18 protein-coding genes are annotated in these 18,823 nt (G+C 50.2%); 7 read left to right on the plus strand and 11 right to left on the minus strand.

Annotated features, from left to right (window positions below):
- Positions 1–86: 86 nt before the first annotated feature.
- On the minus strand, positions 87–1,370 hold the full coding sequence (locus ACXYMU_RS19850) for a zinc dependent phospholipase C family protein (RefSeq protein WP_458988169.1): 1,284 nt from the start codon (positions 1,368–1,370) through the stop codon (positions 87–89).
- 48 nt (positions 1,371–1,418) lie between these two features.
- Positions 1,419–2,207: a phosphatase PAP2 family protein gene (locus ACXYMU_RS19855; RefSeq protein WP_458988170.1), complete on the minus strand. Its 789-nt coding sequence runs from the start codon at positions 2,205–2,207 to the stop codon at positions 1,419–1,421.
- Between the two features lie 138 nt (positions 2,208–2,345).
- Between ACXYMU_RS19855 and ACXYMU_RS19860 the strand changes: the two genes are divergently transcribed.
- Entirely contained in the window at positions 2,346–2,906 is a 561-nt protein-coding gene (locus ACXYMU_RS19860) for a DUF4864 domain-containing protein (protein WP_458988171.1), read from the plus strand.
- Positions 2,907–2,973: 67 nt separating this feature from the next.
- Here the strand turns inward: ACXYMU_RS19860 and ACXYMU_RS19865 are convergent, their stop codons facing one another.
- Positions 2,974–3,459, minus strand: a complete 486-nt coding sequence (locus ACXYMU_RS19865; RefSeq protein WP_458988172.1) for a GNAT family N-acetyltransferase — start codon at positions 3,457–3,459, stop codon at positions 2,974–2,976.
- Between the two features lie 219 nt (positions 3,460–3,678).
- Between ACXYMU_RS19865 and ACXYMU_RS19870 the strand changes: the two genes are divergently transcribed.
- A complete protein-coding gene (locus ACXYMU_RS19870) occupies positions 3,679–4,248 on the plus strand; it encodes a hypothetical protein (protein WP_458988173.1) in 570 nt (189 codons plus the stop codon).
- A 208-nt stretch (positions 4,249–4,456) separates the two neighbouring features.
- Here the strand turns inward: ACXYMU_RS19870 and ACXYMU_RS19875 are convergent, their stop codons facing one another.
- The 7 genes from ACXYMU_RS19875 to ACXYMU_RS19905 form a co-directional block, all read right to left on the minus strand.
- Positions 4,457–4,843, minus strand: coding sequence for a DUF3024 domain-containing protein (locus ACXYMU_RS19875; RefSeq protein ID WP_458988174.1), 387 nt, complete (start codon positions 4,841–4,843; stop codon positions 4,457–4,459).
- A 66-nt stretch (positions 4,844–4,909) separates the two neighbouring features.
- Entirely contained in the window at positions 4,910–5,485 is a 576-nt protein-coding gene (locus tag ACXYMU_RS19880) for a plasmid pRiA4b ORF-3 family protein (RefSeq protein ID WP_458988175.1), read from the minus strand.
- The gene (locus ACXYMU_RS19885; RefSeq protein ID WP_458988176.1) at positions 5,470–6,219 is read right to left on the minus strand and encodes a hypothetical protein; all 750 of its coding nucleotides are present in this window, start codon (positions 6,217–6,219) and stop codon (positions 5,470–5,472) included. Before ACXYMU_RS19885 ends, ACXYMU_RS19880 begins: the two co-directional genes overlap by 16 nt.
- Before the next feature lie 210 nt (positions 6,220–6,429).
- Entirely contained in the window at positions 6,430–7,833 is a 1,404-nt protein-coding gene (gene lpdA / locus ACXYMU_RS19890) for a dihydrolipoyl dehydrogenase (RefSeq protein ID WP_458988177.1), read from the minus strand.
- Positions 7,834–7,861: 28 nt separating this feature from the next.
- Entirely contained in the window at positions 7,862–8,227 is a 366-nt protein-coding gene (locus ACXYMU_RS19895; protein ID WP_458988178.1) for a four helix bundle protein, read from the minus strand.
- A gap of 41 nt (positions 8,228–8,268) precedes the next feature.
- Positions 8,269–9,798, minus strand: a complete 1,530-nt coding sequence (odhB, locus tag ACXYMU_RS19900; RefSeq protein WP_458988179.1) for a 2-oxoglutarate dehydrogenase complex dihydrolipoyllysine-residue succinyltransferase — start codon at positions 9,796–9,798, stop codon at positions 8,269–8,271.
- Positions 9,799–9,905: 107 nt separating this feature from the next.
- Entirely contained in the window at positions 9,906–12,653 is a 2,748-nt protein-coding gene (locus tag ACXYMU_RS19905) for a 2-oxoglutarate dehydrogenase E1 component (protein ID WP_458988180.1), read from the minus strand.
- A gap of 724 nt (positions 12,654–13,377) precedes the next feature.
- Here ACXYMU_RS19905 and ACXYMU_RS19910 point away from each other — a divergent pair.
- The 3 genes from ACXYMU_RS19910 to ACXYMU_RS19920 all read left to right on the plus strand — a co-directional run bounded on the left by ACXYMU_RS19910 (position 13,378) and on the right by ACXYMU_RS19920 (position 16,120).
- Entirely contained in the window at positions 13,378–13,683 is a 306-nt protein-coding gene (locus tag ACXYMU_RS19910) for a hypothetical protein (RefSeq protein WP_458988181.1), read from the plus strand.
- A gap of 66 nt (positions 13,684–13,749) precedes the next feature.
- Positions 13,750–14,229, plus strand: coding sequence for a very short patch repair endonuclease (locus tag ACXYMU_RS19915; RefSeq protein ID WP_458988182.1), 480 nt, complete (start codon positions 13,750–13,752; stop codon positions 14,227–14,229).
- A 148-nt stretch (positions 14,230–14,377) separates the two neighbouring features.
- Positions 14,378–16,120: a M28 family metallopeptidase gene (locus ACXYMU_RS19920; protein WP_458988183.1), complete on the plus strand. Its 1,743-nt coding sequence runs from the start codon at positions 14,378–14,380 to the stop codon at positions 16,118–16,120.
- A gap of 69 nt (positions 16,121–16,189) precedes the next feature.
- On the opposite strand, the gene ACXYMU_RS19925 is transcribed toward ACXYMU_RS19920, so the two are convergent.
- Positions 16,190–16,978 (minus strand): DUF5602 domain-containing protein, encoded by a 789-nt coding sequence (locus ACXYMU_RS19925; RefSeq protein WP_458988184.1) that lies wholly within the window; start codon positions 16,976–16,978, stop codon positions 16,190–16,192.
- Positions 16,979–17,262: 284 nt separating this feature from the next.
- Here ACXYMU_RS19925 and ACXYMU_RS19930 point away from each other — a divergent pair, with 284 nt between their 5' ends.
- On the plus strand, positions 17,263–17,496 hold the full coding sequence (locus ACXYMU_RS19930) for a hypothetical protein (protein WP_458988185.1): 234 nt from the start codon (positions 17,263–17,265) through the stop codon (positions 17,494–17,496).
- A 142-nt stretch (positions 17,497–17,638) separates the two neighbouring features.
- The gene (locus ACXYMU_RS19935; protein WP_458988186.1) at positions 17,639–18,811 is read left to right on the plus strand and encodes a ribonuclease D; all 1,173 of its coding nucleotides are present in this window, start codon (positions 17,639–17,641) and stop codon (positions 18,809–18,811) included.
- Positions 18,812–18,823 lie beyond the last annotated feature (12 nt).

Below are 18,823 nucleotides of genomic sequence, written 5' to 3' on the forward strand. Positions count from 1 at the left end.
AGTGCCTGCAGCCAGGTTAAAACAGCCTGTCGCCTGATACTGCTTACAGTCTAAAACGAGTACAAGAAACCATGGCACCATTCTCGTTAAAGTTGCACGGATTTTAACTTGAGCAGGTAAGCGCTTGTCTCTTCCCATTCTTTGGCGGCCTTCTCAGCCTCCTTCTTGTCTTTGGATGGGACCGCGGCCTTGGCGCCGGCATAAAAAGTCAGCAGGTTCTCGCGGAGGTCCGGCGACATGTCCTTAAAATCTCTTTTCGCCAGTTTCTTCAACAGTTCTGCATACGTCTCGTCCGCCAAGGCATAAGTGCCCCGCTTGGTAGGCTTGCCGGTGTCTAACTCCATGTTCCGAAGCTTCGGTTCCTGCCGCTCCATGTGGTTTAGGTGCGCGCTATAGTTGTCTACTGTGGTGTTAAAGCTTTTGTAAAAAAGCTCTTCCGCTTCGGGCGTGGGAGGTGTGAAGGCAAGCGGCTTGAGCGGTCCTAACTTGGGCAGCACCCGAATAACCCAGGCCACCAATCGGGTAAACAAGCCCGGCCGTTCGTAGTCGCGCCCCCACGCTTCGTGGTAGCTGTTGCGGCTCATGCGGTAGATAAAGCCCTGCCGGGTAACCGTTGGCCTGGCCTCCTGTATCTCTGACTGCTTTGCTTGCCAGGCGGCCTTGGTCAGGTCCGGGAAGATGCCCCGGATGGTATAGCGGTAACTCCCAATGGCCATGGGCAGGCTCAGGAACACATCCCTCAACTCAAGGCCATAGGTCTCGACAAAGGCTTTTTCCAGGGACTTGTCCGCGACTTTAAACCCGATGAAACGCTGGTATTCCTCTGAGGCGTAGTTACCACGGGCCACTTGCAGCACATCAAACCCAAACTCTGTTTTGACATGCGACACCGGATCCTCGGCATACGTTACCTCTTGGCCATGCGCTTGCTTTAATTTAGGGTATACCAGCGCAACCGCCTTGTTGGTAGCGATAGGGTGACCGTAAATATCGGAATTGTAGTGGGCCAGGGCACCCAGCGAAAAGGCATACTCATCCAGCGTGGTGGAGGCCCGGATCAGGTTAGTCACAAAATCGCCGCTCCGGACATAATGGGTAAGGTTTGTGAAAAGCACGCTGCCAAAGGGAAAATAGCCCATGTCCTGCACAATAGCCCCACCATAGGCGTACGCATGGGCTTGCTGCAATTCATCGGCCGTAGCCCCCGGATAGCGGTGTTTCAGCAAGGGCTGCAGGCTTTTCTCCCAGGCGGCATCTACCACGGCCTGGTGCGTCAGGATGCTATAGCTGTAGGCCGGCGGTGCACTGATTGCCCATACCCCACAGAGCAGGGCAAGACATAGGCTAAGCTTATATATTTTATCTTTCATATATTTATATATAGTTCAGGTACGCGTAAAACCTCTGAAAGGATGTGGTTAATATTTTACGTTGCGGCGTTTTTTTCTGTGGTAAGCCAGCACCTCCACCAGGCTTATACCTACTAACAGCCAGAGGCCACCCAGCAGGAAACCCGCCAGCACATCTGACAAGTAGTGCACCCCAAGGTATATCCGGCTAAAGCCAACAAGGATGATCAGTATTCCAGCCAGCCATAGCAGCACCTCCCGATACGGGTGTTGATGGTAGTGCCTGTACGTAATATAAGCCAGCAGCCCATAAAGCGCGATAACCGTGGTGGCGTGCCCGCTCGGGAAAGAGAAGTGCTCCACAGCGTAATACGCCACATCTTCGGGGCGCTCCCTGCTGATAAAGGTTTTGCTGTACCGGGTAGAGAGGCCAACGCCCGCCATCATGAACCAAAAGGAAAACAGCGTGATGTACCTGCGGTGGTATAGGAAAAGTGCCGATACCAGGCCTCCAATCCAGAATACCGCCTCTCGCTCGCCTAACTGCGTGAAGCCATACAGCAACTGGCTCAGCGCATCAGAGCGCATCTTGTAGAGCATGGCAGTAAACTTTTTGTCCAGTGTCACAATCCATTCCGCATCCAGCACGCTTTCCGTCAGTTCAGACAGCAGCAAACTGTTGCCCACAAAAGCCAGGAAGATTAGCGTGAGTGGCAAACCCACAAACTCGCTGGTAGCAAAGCGGTCGATGGCAAACTGCACCAGCCGCGGGTGCCGTTCCCGCAGCCGCTGCACCACGGGCTGACGCCTTAGTTTGCCAATGGCTTGTTTTACATGTCGGGTAAGGGGATCTCTCATAGCGGTTGCACTAGCGGTTCTATACGCAACAGGTCCGCTTTGTTTACTTACAATCCGGTTCACCCTTCCTAAATCTAGGTACACTTCAAAATCAGCCATCTACACAACTATGTGTGCCTCAACAAAGTACATATTGCTATGAGAGCGAGAGATAAGGTGTTCGATTTTGTGATGCTGGCATTGGGACTAACACTCCTGTACCTCTTCTGGCTACGTTTTCCGGCGATGCCTTCTTTAGGAGAACGCCAGCAAACAACCTACGCCATGCCCGATGCCATTGCACACGCTTCCTCTAAATGGACACATATAAAACCAAACAAAGCACTTACACCGCAGCAGGTCGTGCAGATTCAGTTGAAGGCCCTGCAGCAGAACGACCAAAGCGACAGCGGGGTGATTACTGTCTTTAACTTCTCATCGCCCAAGAACAAGCTCCGCATTGGCCCGCTCAGCCACCTCCGGGTGCTGGTCCGGGACCCGGCCTACCAGTCTATGCTAAACTTCAGAAAATGCAAAAAAGGCCAGTTGGTTGTAACAGACAATACCGCTTACCAACTGGTGGTGATAGAGGGACGCGACGGCCAGGAAGAGGTGTATATGTTCATTCTTTGCAAGCAGCGCAAGGGCACATACAAAGACTGCTGGATGACAGAAGGCATTGCCAGTATGGATCAGGAAGCACTCTTGAGCCTAACATAAACCATTTGCACAGCGCATGTCAAACAGCGGCTACCGGTATGGCTACTGCAGGTATTTATGCCGCAAGCTAGGCAAGCGCCAGTTCCATCTTAATGTCGGCCCGTTCGTAAATACTAGGTGGCAGGGGCACTTCCACAAAGCCCAGGCGGGTATATAGGCTGAGGGCAGTCGTAAGGCGGCGGTTCGAGACCAGGTATACCATCTTTGCGCCAGCACGCTTGGCCCTGTCAATAGCAGCCTCGCCGAGCATCTTCCCGATCTTCATTCCCTGCATTTTGGGTGCCACAGCCATTTTAGCCAACTCAAACACACCTTCACCATCATTTAGCAAAGCACAGGCGCCTACCGGCTCTCCGTTAAAAAGCGCGATCAGGATGTGACCGCCCTTGTGGATGATATAGCCTTGCGGGTCGCTCAGCGATTTGACATCGGCATCTTCCATCACAAAATACTTCGAGATCCACTCGTGATTCAGGTCATAAAACGCCTTGGCGTAAAACGGATTAAAATCTACGATTTGAATAGCGGACGGAGTGTTGTAATGCTGTGCCATGGGATGCTTGATATAAGAGAAAGGGCAAAGTTAGGATACTATTTGCTTGCACGAAAGCTTCTGGCCGGCTAGCGCTAAAATTAAGCCATACCACTGTTGCCTAATCCTCACGCGCCGGAAACCAGTATACCCTAACCCAGCCTGTTTGCATCTTTTTGGGTAGTATGCGAGCAAGCGAAGCAGGATAAAAAGCAGGTATACCACGTCAGGCTAGTAGGTATGTTTTCCCAAGAGCTCCCCAAACCGATTCTCTTCCACCCGCTCAAGCACCACCTGGGCCACATTGTGGCCTACATTAAAGCAAACTGTGCAACCCCGATTCCTTGTATCCGGCAAGACCTGCTCACCCTTGGCACCTCCCAAATGGACCTGTACGTTGGCCCTTTGGCCCCGGCGCAACTGGCCCAGGAAGTTATTGCCCATTTACAGGAGCGGGCACTGCTCACGCCCGAGCGCTTCAGGCAGTACCTCTTGGGCACAGCGCCGCATTACCGCTGCATCACGCTTTCCGACAAGGCCGATTGGGTTCTGCAGTGGGGTGTACTAGCTGATAGGTATGTGCACCTCCACCCGGCCCGGTACGCTGCCTATACCATTCGGGTGAAAGCGGCCGCGCTCAAAACCGCTATCGCCGTGGTAATGGCTAGCCAACGGCAAAACACGGCAACTTTCGACGTGCAGCTAGTTAACCAGGTGCGCAGTGAGTGGGTGGGACTAGCCCCCGTAAAAAACTTTGAGCGTACTGCGGGAGCAGGAAAGATACTTGAGTTGCTATTGCAGCATGTATAGAAAGCAGCTGGCAAAGGCATTTGTACCTACTCGGCTACTGGTGGCGAAGGAGGAGCGGGTGGCGCCGGTGCATCGTGTAGTGGTTTTGTGTTTTCGTGGAGAAGACGCAAAACCACTACTTGATCTCTACCCAAACCAATCAATGGAGTTCTCTTCAATATGCTCACTTAAGCCGCATTCAGCCCAGTATTCTCAGAGAGTTGTTTCGTTACGGCCAAAAAATCTCGTTTTGCGCTACTTGTTCCAGACACTGCTGCAGCGTCAAGTTCTCAAACACCTGACACCATTGCCCCGTGTGGCGGAAGTAAGCCACATGAAACCTGTTCGGCCCGGCATATTCCAATCGTATGAACTTTACCTCACGCTCCGGCACAATCGCCTTAGGGTCATTGTAGCGGTAAGCGGCGCATAAGTAATAGTAATTTCGGAACCACTTGCCATATATGTCGCTCACGTAGCCCCACCTTTCATTCGGAGGCTGTACCCATTGCGGTTTCTTCTCCTCGATGAAGGCCTGGCATGCCGAATCTACCTGCTGCTTCTCTGCCTCCGTAACCTTTGGCTTTCCATTTTTTTGAGATGTGGATAACCACATTACTGGGGTTTTCTTATTTGCCATGAATTGTAATATCAAAGTATAGCAGCGATCCCATTTGCCATCTTACCAGTTATCATCCTCATCTTCTTCCCAATATTGTGCCGGTGCCTCTCCTTTTTCTTCTACCACTAAGCCTTTAGACGGCTCTGGAACCTTTGGTTCTATCTTCTGCACCACCAGCTCAAACAGCCAGCAGTCGCCGTAATCGAATAAATATACAAAGCGTTTGCCCTCGTACAGGTCCAGTTCGCCTAGCTTTGCCTCGTCAGTGAAAGGCGGTCTTTCACCGTCAGGGTCATATATCCCAAAGTCAGACCAGGCATTGCCATCCATAAAAAATGCATAAAGATGGTCATTTTCGAATTTATAGGCTTCTTGTATGACCAGGTGCAAATCTTCTAAAGTAGCCGAGGCGCCGATGGCAATAACCCGGTACAGCTTTTTAGACAGCGACACTTTAATAGTATAGCGCCCGCCAACAAACGCTGCCTCCTGTGTATAAAAATCCTCTGCTAGTTCTTCTGGTGCAAACAACGGTTTAAATGCTTCGATGTAAGGCTCATTGGGCTTTTCTGCATCTGCCTTTGTAGGTTCAGGCGTTTCCGGCTTGCCCGCCAGCTTGTTCAGTAAATATTCCATTTCTTAAACGCATCCGTTTCCTGGCTTGCCGGCAAGTTCCATACTTCCAGCGGCCTTTGCTCCAGCAGCACCGGCACCAAGTGCTGGCTTCGTTCATTTGCGATGAACTTCACATAGGGAAATTCATGGCTCTCCGGCCTTTTCGTCAGGGTAGTATCCGGCACTAGCTCAAAAAAGCCCAGAAACCACAATATTTCGTATGCTTTCCGGCTCATGAGGTGGAGCGGTGGCTTACCGGCCTGCAACCGGATAGATCTATCCTGCACCTCCAGCGCCTGCCCGGGGTCGCTCAGCGCCACCAGTTCCAGCACTTTCAGTACCGTTTCTGCAAAGTATAAATTCCGCGTGCCCGTCAGTTCCGCCCAACTCATGCGGCACCATAGCGTCTCCAGCAGCAGGAAGTAGCGCTCGGTGTATGTCATCAAATCATACTTTTCCAATTGCTCCGGCACTACCTGCAGGTATACTCCCTTTTTCTCATGGTGCACCCGCGCCAATTGACTGGCTGTTGCCACCTGGTAGAAAAAGTCGAGCAGGGGGTAGTGCGGCTGCCGGCTTTTCTCCGTCACCCAACTAGCCTTGAAATGCATCTCCGCGTTCAACCGAAACAAGTCTGCCTGCTTCAGATGAAAGCTTGTCCCAGTGACAGGAACCCGCCGGTATGTCCGCAAGAAGGTTATAAAAAGGTCAAAGTCCTCTAAGACAGGCCGTTCAGGTAAAATCATCTTTCCCATGAATGCAAAGCTTGTTTAACTTTCTATAGTCTTACGCAGTTAAAATGGTTACTGAAAGGACAGGCAGCGGCTCTCGTCATGTTTTTTGATAATTCGATGCGGGTGCCAGCCTGCTTGCAAGCCTATGAGGCGCCACGATGACTTATAAAGACAAACAGCGCCACTCCCAAAGAAGTGGCGCTGCCAGTATAGTATGGAATCTAAAATAGCTTAGATATGGATCGCGCGGTTCTCAGTAGCCGCCAAGCATGCCTCTTTCATCGCTTCTGCGTAGGTTGGGTGCGCATGGCTCATGCGGGCTACATCCTCAGCAGATGCCCGGAACTCCATGGCGGTTACCGCCTCCGCGATCAGGTCAGCAATGCGCGGGCCGATCATGTGCACGCCCAGAATCTCATCTGTCTCTTTATCCGCCAGCACTTTCACAAAGCCGTCTGTGTCGCCGGACGCTTTGGCACGGCCAGAGGCTTTGAAAGGGAATGAACCGGACTTATAGGCACGGCCCTGCTCTTTCAGCTGCTCCTCGGTAAAGCCTACGCCCGCCACTTCCGGCCAGGTATATACCACACCCGGTATGAGGTTATAGTTGATGTGCGGCTTCTGCCCTACCATGTGTTCGGCTACCAGTACGCCTTCTTCTTCGGCTTTGTGCGCCAACATAGCGCCACGCACCACGTCGCCAATCGCGAAGATGCCCGGCACGTTTGTCTCCAGGTGGTCGTTCACGGCAATCATACCGCGCTCGCCCATCTGCACGCCAGCGTTCTCCAGGCCAAGGCCCTCGGTGTATGGCTTACGGCCAACAGATACCAGCACGTAGTCTCCTTCAAAGTTAATGGTCTCGCCTTTGGCGTTCTCTGCCGTCACCTTCACCACGTCGCCCTCGTTGGTAGCTCCCGTCACTTTGTGGCTCATATAGAATTCAAAGCCAAGGGTTTTCTTCAACACACGCTGCAACTCCTTCCCTAAAGCGCGGTCCATGGTCGGGATGATCGAGTCCATGAACTCAATCACCTGCACTTTGGCACCCAAACGCGCATATACCGAACCCAGCTCAAGTCCGATCACGCCACCACCAATAATGATGAGGTTCTTCGGCACTTCGGTCAGCGTTAAAGCCTCTGTAGAAGTAATCACGCGCTTCTTATCGATTGGCAGGAACGGCAGTGTCGTTGGCTTAGAACCCGTCGCGATGATGGTCTTGTCCGTTTCGATCTGTTGCTCTTTGCCTTCTGCGTCAGTCACCTTGATCGTGTTCTTGTTCACAAAAGAGCCCAAGCCGTAGTAGGTGTCGATCTTGTTCTTCTTCATCAGGTAGGTGATGCCGTCGTTGTTCGACTTCACCACCTCTCCCTTGCGCTTGATCATCTGCTGGATGTTCACCTGCAGGTTTTCCAGCTCAATGCCGTGCTCGGCAAAGGCATGCGCCGCGTTGTGGTAGTGCTCCGAAGAGTCCAGCAGCGCCTTAGACGGGATACAGCCCACGTTCAGGCACGTACCGCCCAATACATTATACTTCTCTATGATCGCGGTTTTCAGGCCCAGCTGTGCGCAACGGATTGCCGCCACATACCCACCAGGTCCAGAACCGATTACAGTTACATCGTATTGCATTTTCAAATTAGAAATTAAAAATTAGAAATTATGAGTTTGACTTCATCGTGATAAGGATCTTGCTGATGATCTTTCGCAGTTGCATACAATCCTCATGTATGGAATCAAACGCATTTTCAGGAATGTACTGGCTGTCCTTGAGCAGGCGCAACCAGTATGATGTTTCCCGTGCCTCTTTTGCGGCGATGTTAAATTTATGAACGAAATCAGCTTTAGAACTTGCGGCGACAGCCTCCTCAACATTTGCGCCGATAGAAGTGCCGCTTTGCAATAGCTGCTTCGCCAATACAAACTCTTTTTGTTCTCCAGTCAAGAATTTATACAGCTTCACTATACGAAGGGCAAAAGCATAGCTTTTGTCGCAAATGACATTCTCGTTCTTCTCCTCCCCCACAATTTCTAATTTCTAATTTCTAATTCATAACTAGCGCTTGGCTATACGCCTAACAGCAGTCTCATCGGATCCTCAAGCAGTTCCTTCACGCGCACCAGGAAGCTTACAGACTCACGGCCATCGATGATGCGGTGGTCATAAGACAGGGCCAGGTACATCATCGGGCGAATCTCCACTTGTCCGTTTACAGCCACCGGGCGCTGCACAATGTTGTGCATACCTAGTATAGCCGACTGTGGCGCATTGATGATCGGGGTAGACATCATGGAACCAAACACACCTCCGTTGGTGATAGTGAAGGTACCGCCTGTCATTTCCTCGATAGACAATTTACCGTCGCGGGCCTTTTTCGCCAGGCGCACCACTTCTTTTTCGATACCGTCCAATGACAGTTCTTCTGCGTTGCGGATAACCGGAACTACCAGGCCTTTTGGAGAGGAAACGGCGATTGATATATCACAAAAATCATTGAAGATCATATCGTTCCCGTCGATCTGTGCATTTACCGCTGGCCACTCCTGCAGGGCAACCGTGCAAGCCTTCGTGAAGAATGACATAAAGCCCAGGCCTACTTCGTGTACCTCCTTGAACTTGTCCTTATACTTGGCGCGGATGTCCATGATCGGCTTCATATCCACCTCGTTGAAGGTAGTCAGCATAGCCGTTTCGTTTTTCACCTGCACCAGGCGGCGGGCTACTGTCTTGCGCAGTGAGCTCATTTTCTCGCGGCGCTGGTTGCGGTCGCCAGTTGAGGCTGGTGTATCAGTAGTTTCCTGCTTAGCAGCAGCGGCAGGCTTAGCAGAAGCCCCCTGCGCATCTTCTTTGGTTATGCGACCATCACGGCCAGAGCCCTGTACATCGGCTGGGTTGATGCCTTTCTCTGAAAGGATTTTTCCGGCAGCAGGCGATGGCGTACCCGTAGCGTAGGTTTGTCCGCCAGTAGTAGCGGCAGCTGGTTTCGCGGCACTTGCCTGTGAAGCAGATTGGTTAGCCGCAGGCGCACTTGCTTGTGCGCCACCTGCACCCGGTACAATTTTACAGATAGTCGCGCCTATTTCAATCGTATCGCCTTGCTGCGCCACAATCTGAAGCGTACCCGCGGCTTCTGCCGGAAGCTCAAACGTGGCTTTGTCAGACTCCAGTTCCGCAATCACCTCGTCCATCTCCACATGGTCGCCATTGTTCTTCAGCCAGCTGGCAATCGTCACTTCCGTGATCGACTCCCCAACGGTAGGCACTTTCATTTCTACAGGCTCACCGCCGCCAGCACTTGGCGCAGCAGCCGGAACTGCCTCAGCAGAAGCTGCAGGAGCAGCTGGAGCGGCACTTGCAGCACCATTCTCCTCAATCTTGCAGATTACAGCACCTACCTCAATGGTATCGCCTTCCTGTGCAACAATGCGTAAAATGCCTGCGGCTTCGGCGGGCAGTTCGAATGTGGCTTTGTCAGACTCCAGTTCCGCAATCACCTCATCCATCTCCACGCGGTCTCCGTCCTTTTTAATCCACTGGGCAATGGTTACCTCAGTGATCGATTCACCTACGGCAGGCACTTTAACTTCTAAGCTCATATTTTAAATCAATTATGAATTACAAATGATGATTTACGAACAAAGTGTGCAAAACGAACACAGGCAGTATTCAAAACTCCCCTCGCTCGCCCTGCACACTTCAATTTTTATTTAGAAAAAGCTCTATCAATAATTTCCTGCTGCTCCTTCACGTGCACTTTGTTGTAGCCCGTAGCTGGCGAGGCACTCGCTTTACGCGAAATCACGTCCTCTACCTGCTTGCGCATCAGGCGCAGGATGTAGGTCCAGGCACCCATGTTCTCTGGCTCTTCCTGTACCCAATAGATTTTAGCGTTTTTATACTTCCCAAGTTCAGCTTCTAGCTGCACTTTCGGGAATGGCGCCAATTGCTCTAAACGGATAATGGCTACATCCTGGCGGCTGTTCTTCTGCTGCTCTTCCAGCAGGTCGAAATAGATCTTGCCAGAGCACAGCAATACTTTCTTCACTGCTTTCGCATCAGCAAACGCATCCCCGATCACCTCACGGAAACCACCTGACGTGAAATCCTCTATCGGGGACATCACTAACGGATGGCGCAGCAATGACTTCGGCGACATGTTTATGGCTGGCTTGCGGAATGGCAAAGCCAACTGGCGACGCATGAAGTGGAAAAGGTTGGCAGGCGTCGTGATATAGGTCACAAACATGTTGTTTTCTGCAGACAACTGCAGGAAACGCTCCGGTCGGGCATTGGAGTGCTCCGGCCCCTGGCCCTCATAGCCGTGTGGCAACAGCATCACCAGGCCGTTCATGCGCTGCCACTTAGACTCTGTGGAAGAGATAAACTGGTCGATCATCACCTGCGCGCCGTTGGCGAAGTCACCGAACTGTGCTTCCCAAATGACCAGTGCGCTCGGGTTTGCCATGGCATAGCCAAACTCAAAGCCCAGCACGCCATACTCCGACAGCAGTGAGTTATAGATCTCGAAAGGCCCTTGCCCTTCGCTCATATGGTTCAGGTTGTTGTAGGCTGCGCTGGTCACAGCATCGTGCAGCACCGCGTGGCGGTGCGAGAACGTTCCGCGCTGCACATCCTGCCCGCTGAAACGAACGATTTTTCCGTCCAGCAAAATAGACCCGTAAGCAAGCAACTCACCGGCAGCCCAGTTCAGTTGTTTAGTCTCAAAGAACATCTCCTTACGCTCTTTGATCAGCTTCTCGATCTGCTTGAGCGGCTTGAAGCCCTGTGGCAACTCCGTCAACGCCTTGCCTACTGCTTCTACAGCTTCTAAGCTAATGCCTGTTTCCGGTGATTGGTTGAAGTCCTCTGGCTTAGAACGACGCAGTTCCTGCCAGTCTTTCTCCAGTACTTGGTAGTTATATGGCAGTGGCTTCTGCTTCACCATGTCCAAGCGGTCCTGCAACATCTGCCGGAACTCCTTGTCCATTTTCTTAGCCAGCTCCGCATCAATCTCGCCGCGGCTAATCAACGATTTGTTGTATACCTCGCGCGGATTTGCATGCTTCGAGATGAGGTTGTAGAGTTGCGGCTGTGTGAATTTCGGCTCGTCGGCTTCGTTATGGCCATGGCGGCGATAGCATACCATGTCGATAAAGATATCGTTGCCGAACTTCTGACGGTACTCTGTTGCCAGGCGCACCGCAAACACCACTGCTTCCGGGTCATCGCCGTTCACGTGCAGTACCGGTGCATCAATGATCTTGGCTACGTCTGTGGAGTAGATAGATGAACGGGCATCTTCAAAGTCAGTCGTGAAACCAACCTGGTTGTTGATCACAAAGTGGATGGTACCGCCTGTCTGGTAGCCTTCTAGCTTTGCCATCTGCGTTACCTCGTACACAATGCCCTGTCCGGCTACAGCTGCGTCGCCATGTATCAGGATCGGCACGATCTGGCGTGGGTCCTTGTCATACATGCAATCTATCTTGGCACGCACAAAACCTTCCACCACCGGGTTCACCGCCTCCAGGTGCGATGGGTTTGGAGCCAGTTTCAGGTTTACTTTGTGCCCGGACGGGGTATCTACCTCCGAAGAGAAGCCCATGTGGTATTTCACGTCGCCATCCCCCATGGTAAGGTCAGGCACAGCCGTTCCCTCAAACTCAGAGAAAATCTGCTCATAGGTTTTGCCCATGATGTTGGCTAGTACGTTCAGGCGGCCACGGTGCGCCATACCGATCACAACTTCCTTTGCGCCTAGCTCAGAAGCCTTGTCGATGATGGCATCGAGGGCAGGGATTGTGGTTTCGCCGCCCTCCAGCGAGAAGCGCTTCTGGCCCAAGAACTTCGTATGCAGGAAATTCTCGAACACCACTGCTTCATTCAGCTTGGATAGGATGCGCTTTTTATAGTTGATCGCAGGGTTAAAACTCAGCGACTCTTTTTCTATCTTGTCCTGTAACCACGTCAGCACTTCCGGGTCACGGATGTACATGTACTCGTAGCCGATCGGACCTTCGTAAATTTTCAGGACAGCAGCTACAATGTCGCGTAACTTAGCCGGCCCGATGCCAATGATATCGCCTACCTGGAAAACCGTGTCCAGATCGGCCTCTGATAACCCGAAGTCGCTCAGATCGAGGTACGCCTTGCGGTCTTTGCGCTCGCGCACCGGGTTGGTTTTAGAACGCAGGTGCCCGCGGCTGCGATAGGCATAGATGAAGTTGCGCACGGCCACTTCTTTCTCGGACTCCTCTGCCGCTGCGCCTGTTTTAGCAGGGGAAGGTTTTTCCACCGTCTGGCCATTGCCATTATAGCTAGAGGAAAAATCGAATCCTTCAAAAAATTTACGCCAACCAAACTCTACTGATTCCGGGTTTTGCTGGTAAGCCTTGTAAAGCTCATCAATATAATCGCCGTGCGCATTAGCGATATAGCTGTATTTATCCATAAAGTGTGTACTGCCTTTTAAATCCGGGCAAAGTTATAAGTATAAAGTAAATATCAAATTACGTCTATTCGCTTACGCAAATACAATTAAAAATCAACAGTTCATCTCTTATCTAACCCTTTCAAGCAGCTTGTGGTTACATAAACTTCAGAAGAATAGCTGTATAAATAACTGCTGTAAGTTAAATAAAACGCACACAACCTGCCATATTTTATAACATGTTTATGTGATCAGTCACTTTTTAATAGTAAGCCGGCAATTCAAGGCTATTTACTTCCTATGAATAAGGTTTGGCTCATTCCACTATTTCACGCATTTTAGCCTTTTAAAAACTAAATATTAACACTAATTAACAGAATGTTCTAATACAAAAATGCTGGTTATCAGAAGGCAACCTGCCAAAATTTTGGCGCAACATCAGCCCTGTAGTGTGTGTAGCTGCAGGGCTTGGTAACACATAAATGCGCCGAAAAGGAAATTGACATATACAAATGTTACTTTTTTATGCCCATCGGCAGTCTACTATCCCCTCTACAAAGTAGCATTACCAATTTTTCAAACGCTGAGTAGGTATGAGCCAGCCTCTAAATAGATGTTACTTTTAAACCTTTTATTTCCTGTTTCCAACAAAACCAGATAATTACCTTTATACAAGCAAATAACCCAAAGCGAAGGATCAGCGCAAATAACATTCAGATTCGATGTCCCTTAAAGTCTTAACCGCATGTATAGTCCCCTACTAGAAGAGCTGTCGAGAGCAGTGGGAGCCAGGCTGCTCATCCGTTTCGACTACAGTGGTGAAACTTTTATAGTTGAACCACATATGGTAGGCTGTAATCTAAGTAACCAGGACTGCCTTTCAGCCTGGTTAGACCCTAAATACGCCAATAAGCAGGTGACGCCGGGTTGGCACCGCTTTCTGTTCAAGGAAATGCAAAACGTGCAACTGCTCGATGACAGGTTCTGCACGAAACGCCCGGGCTATGATCCTTACGATGATAACATGGCACGTATCTATTATCGCCTCTAAAACTGCCATGGTCGGCACTAACTGCTGCTTCAGCTTGTTTTGGGGATTGACAGCGTTCAAAATACCTTGGCAGCAAAGCGAAAAAAGAAGAAATACAGCAAAGCCCCCTCGCTCCTATCAGCAGCTGAAAAAGTCAGCCGATACATGCGGGGCAATAAAAGCAAGAATACTAAACCTGAGCTAACGTTGCGCCGCGCCCTTTGGCGTGCGGGCTTGCGTGGATACCGCGTCCACTGGCCTAAAGCACCGGGGAAACCTGATATTTGCTATCCCCGCAGGCAATTAGCCATATTTATACATGGTTGTTTTTGGCATCGCTGCCCTTATTGCCAGCCATCACTGCCCAAAACGAACACGGCCTTCTGGCAAGATAAGTTTGAAAAAAATGTGGCTCGTGATGCCCGGTACCAAAGCCTCTACCAAGCTGCTGGTTGGCAGCGGCTTGTCATCTGGGAATGCCAGTTGCAGCAAGATCCGCGAGGATATGTTAACCTGATCCGCACCCTGCACCTGGGCGTACCTTCCAGTTGGCAGATTGCAGCTTAAAACCAGCCCTAGTGCTTTCCCATAAAATTCTATACCTTGTAGTAGGTGCCTGTACCTGATGACGGCGGCACTTTGCAGTAATCCACCACGTATAAAGGCCACAAACTTGCCTGGTGGCAGGTATTGTATAGTTGAAAAGTATAACACTATGAAAAAACACTTTCCACTTTTAAGCCTGCTAGGGCTATTGGCGCTGGGTTGCAACGAAAGCGCCCGACAGGTAGGCGAGGAGACAGAGGCTACTACTGCGGCGGCTGCTGATAGCACCTTGCTGGCCCCCGCACTGCAAAGCATCTCCGCTGCTGATGTGCTGAAGCATATTAAAGTGCTGGCTTCTGATGCCTTTAAAGGGCGCGGCCCGGGTACGGCAGGCGAGGATTCTACGGTAAACTACCTGACGCGTCAGTTTGAGCAATTGGGTTTACAGCCTGGCAACCCCAATGGCACCTATGTACAGCAGGTGCCGATGGTGGGCTTTACGGCTCAACCCAAGGCTCACTTTGAGGCAGGCGGTAAAACGATACCACTGAACTTCCCTTCAGATTATGTAGCCGTGTCCCGCCGGTTTATCCCAAATATTGATATCAACAAATCGGAGATGGTGTTTGTGGGCTATGGCATTGTAGCTCCAGAGTATGGCTGGGACGATTACAAGGGCTTAGACGTGAAAGGCAAAACCATTGTGATGCTCATCAACGACCCGCCAATACCGAGCGCTGCCAATCCCAGTGATCTTGATACCACTATGTTTGGCGGAAAGGCGATGACCTACTATGGCCGCTGGACCTACAAGTATGAGATTGCGGCGGAGAAAGGTGCCGCCGCCGCGATCATCGTGCATGAAACGGGCCCGGCAGGTTACCCCTACGAGGTGGTGTCGGGGAGTTGGAGCAGGGAGAACTTCGATATCCAAAAGCCCAATAAAAACATGGACAGGGCAGCCGTTGAAGGCTGGATAACACAGGCCAAAGCCGATCAACTGTTTAAAGCGGCTGGTAAAAACTTTGACCAACTGAAACAGGCTGCGCTCAAAAAGGACTTTAAACCCGTGCCTCTCAATGCCACTGCCAGCTTTAGCATTCAGAACAAGCTGCGCGAAATTGAGTCACGGAACGTGATCGCGAAGCTGGAAGGCGCTGACCCAAAACTGAAGAACGAGTATGTGGTATATTCTGCCCACTGGGACCATCTCGGGAAGGATCCCTCCCTGCAGGGAGACCAGGTATACAACGGCGCGCTTGACAATGCCTCCGGCACGGCAGGATTGGTAGAACTAGCCGAGGCCTACACCAAGCTGCCGACTAAGCCAAAGCGCTCTATCCTGTTTCTGGCGGTAACGGCCGAAGAGAAAGGCTTGCTCGGATCTAAATACTATGCCGAAAACCCGTTATACCCGCTCAACAAGACTGTTGCCAACATCAACATGGATGTGCTGAATGCGTATGGCCCAACAGAGGATGTCGTGGTGATCGGCTATGGCAATTCTACCCTGGAAGATGTACTGGCTGAAGCCGCCGCGACGCAAAACCGCCGGATTGTACCAGAGGCATCACCGGAAAAAGGCTCTTTCTATCGCTCCGACCATTTTGAGTTCGCGAAGCAAGGAGTGCCAGCCCTGTATGCCAAGTCTGGCGTGATAGCACGCAACCAGCCCGCCGACTATGTAACGCAGTGGAGCGAACGCTACACTGCCAACGACTATCATAAACTCACGGACGAGGTGCGTGACGACTGGAACCTGGAGGGTGCCGTGGAGGACCTGCAGCTATTCCTGCGGGTTGGCTATCGGGTAGCCAACTCCAATCAATTCCCGCAATGGAAACCCGGCACAGAGTTTAAGGCAAAACGCCAGGCTTCCTTGACCGACAGTACAACTACCATAAGTCAGTAGCATACATAGCTATTCCCTGCAACGCTTCTCTGACTAGTAAGCATTGCAGGGGATTATACTTGATTATACCTATTTAGCTTCTCTGTATCTTAAATCTGTCAGGGCAATGGTATAATGTCCTGATGTTGTCATGCGGCTCAAGGTATAGCTTAAAGGATAGAAGCCTGTCGCCTGCACGTGAGGCGCTTGGGCAACGGGCGCTTTATCTGGTTTATTGGCTGGCAATTGCTGCAGATAGGCCAACGTAACCATCGGCTCATAAAAGATCACTTTCTCGTTATTTGCCCCGTAGATAAAGGTTTTTGTAAAGGGTGCCGTGCCCTGTACCTCTGGAGATAAGGCATCGATCCAATGTACGCCCATAGCAGGTACTGCCATCACTGTGGAGAAATACGTTGCCGGCATATATTTTTTCTGAAATTGTTCTGAATGGTTTTGTGGTCCCGGCTGTATGGTGAGCCGTTCTGTATCATCGATTGTATAAAAGTGTACGTCGAAGTGAGGCGTTTCATATATGGCTGGCTCATGGCCATGTGGATTCCAATCTAACATAACCATTTTGAATGGGGTTAAGCCCCCCTCCTTCGGTAGCATAAGGTTATATGCTTGCAAATCTGCTGGTAAAGACGCCATCGCTGCATCTGAGATATCTACCCCAAGTGACAAGGGCTTGCCTTGGTTCGATACCTTCACCCACGTACGTGCGGTGCCATTCCCTATTGCTACACTAGGGCCGTAAAATACTTTGTTTTTAGCGATGGGAGGATCTAAGTCTTGCAGCAACTCACATCCTGGCAATATTATCATTAACATAGCGACTAAAATGCAGGAGTATACATTAAATAAGTTCTTTTTCATAGTTAACAGGCTAGTAAACAGATTCATACAAACACAAAATGGCAATATGAAGTAATTTTACTCTATACGAATTATAACTATTCTAATTTATATTTTTACTATAAAAAAGAAACTGTTTGCTTCATATTTGATTACCATGGTATGGTTTATTTACACCCCTTTTCTGTAGCCGTTCACCTCTCTATTCCATACCCTGACGACAATAAAATCTAAAAAATAAGATGATTAGGTTACCATAAGCCGCTTGTCGTATTAATAAGCATAAAACTTAATTTAGTATCGCTATGAAAAAGACCTTGAAATTAGCAATCGCAGCCTTCGCTTTCGCAGGCTTTACAGCCTGCAGCAACGGTGATAATAATGGCACCACAGAGTCCGAAAACATAGAGTCGACGGAACAGATCGAGACTGATATGGAAACAGATATGAACATGACAGACTCTACGAACATCATGCAGGATACGACTTTAAATGATGGTATGATGGAGAGAATGGAAGAAGAACAACCTCCTAGATAATCAACAACCTTATTAAAGCACTAAAACGGTCTCTGCCTCACAGCAGGGACCGTTTTAGTTTGGGGTAGGCTAATCACCGCTAATTGCAAAAGAATGTCGCTACATGCTGTGGGGAAATGCGCCAAACGTTTTAACTTTAAGAATGAAACATACAACGCTGAAACACGATGGCGTAGACATTCTGTTGATTGAATCGGATGAGCAACTGCTGCAGGCAATTGCTGATTTGCAACAGCGCACTGAACTTGCCCTAGACCTCGAATTCGACCAAAACCGCTATACCTATGGGTTTAACCTTTGCCTGATCCAGATATCAAACGGCGCAGGAACCTGTTATATCATAGACCCTTTTACGATTGCAAACCTCCAGCCTCTCTATGAATTACTGGAGAACGAGCACATCACCAAAATTATCCATCATGCTAATAATGATATTCTCCTCCTTGATAAACTAGGATGCAATATCAAAGGCGTACTGGATACAGACGTCGCGGCCAAGATACTCAATTATGAACGCTCGTCACTAGCGACTGTCATGAAGGAAGAGTATAATCACGAAATTGATAAATCGCAGCAGTCTAGTAACTGGAACAAACGCCCACTCACAGAGCCGCAACTGATTTACGCAGCCATTGATGTTATCTACCTCCATAAAGTAAAGGCTCGGTTAGTAGCGCAAATAGAAGAGAAGGGCAGAATGCATTGGTTGCAGGAAGAGGACAGACTGTTGGAGGCACTCACTTATTCCGAACCGGAGAATCCTCATATGAAGCTTCGGAATGCTTACCGGCTAAACAATTACCAGCAATATATCTTGAAGGCTCTCTTTAGCTTTCGAGATGAGATGGGTAGAATTCTTAATAAACCTGCTCCCTTTGTTATACCCAACGATGGCTTGGTGGAGCTTGCTAACAACCCGGAGGTTGATTTGCATGAATGGCTAAACCATACGAAAGGAATACATGGTGCTTTAAAGAAAGCCCAAAACGAAAAGCTAATGCGAGATGCGCTCCAAAAAGCCATAGAACAGGCGAAAGCAGAGGGCATTGGTCATGACTACCCTAAAAACCGTTGGCAACGACCACTCAAAACACCGGAAAGCGAAAAGCGGATAGAGGAACTAACATCAATTCAGAAGCATTTAGCCGCGAAATACGGTGAGTTTGCTACCCGCCTGATTATCACGCAGGGCCTGATCACGGAATACAGCGTCTCGGGGGAGCTTCGCTGCGGCAAGCGCTACGCCACGGACCTGCTGCTGGAGGCGGCCGCCGCGCTGGGCGTCGCCCTGCCCCGGCCTCAAGGGCGCCCTTAAGCAGCGGGCCCT

The sequence above is a fragment of the Pontibacter sp. CAU 1760 genome (assembly GCF_054482735.1).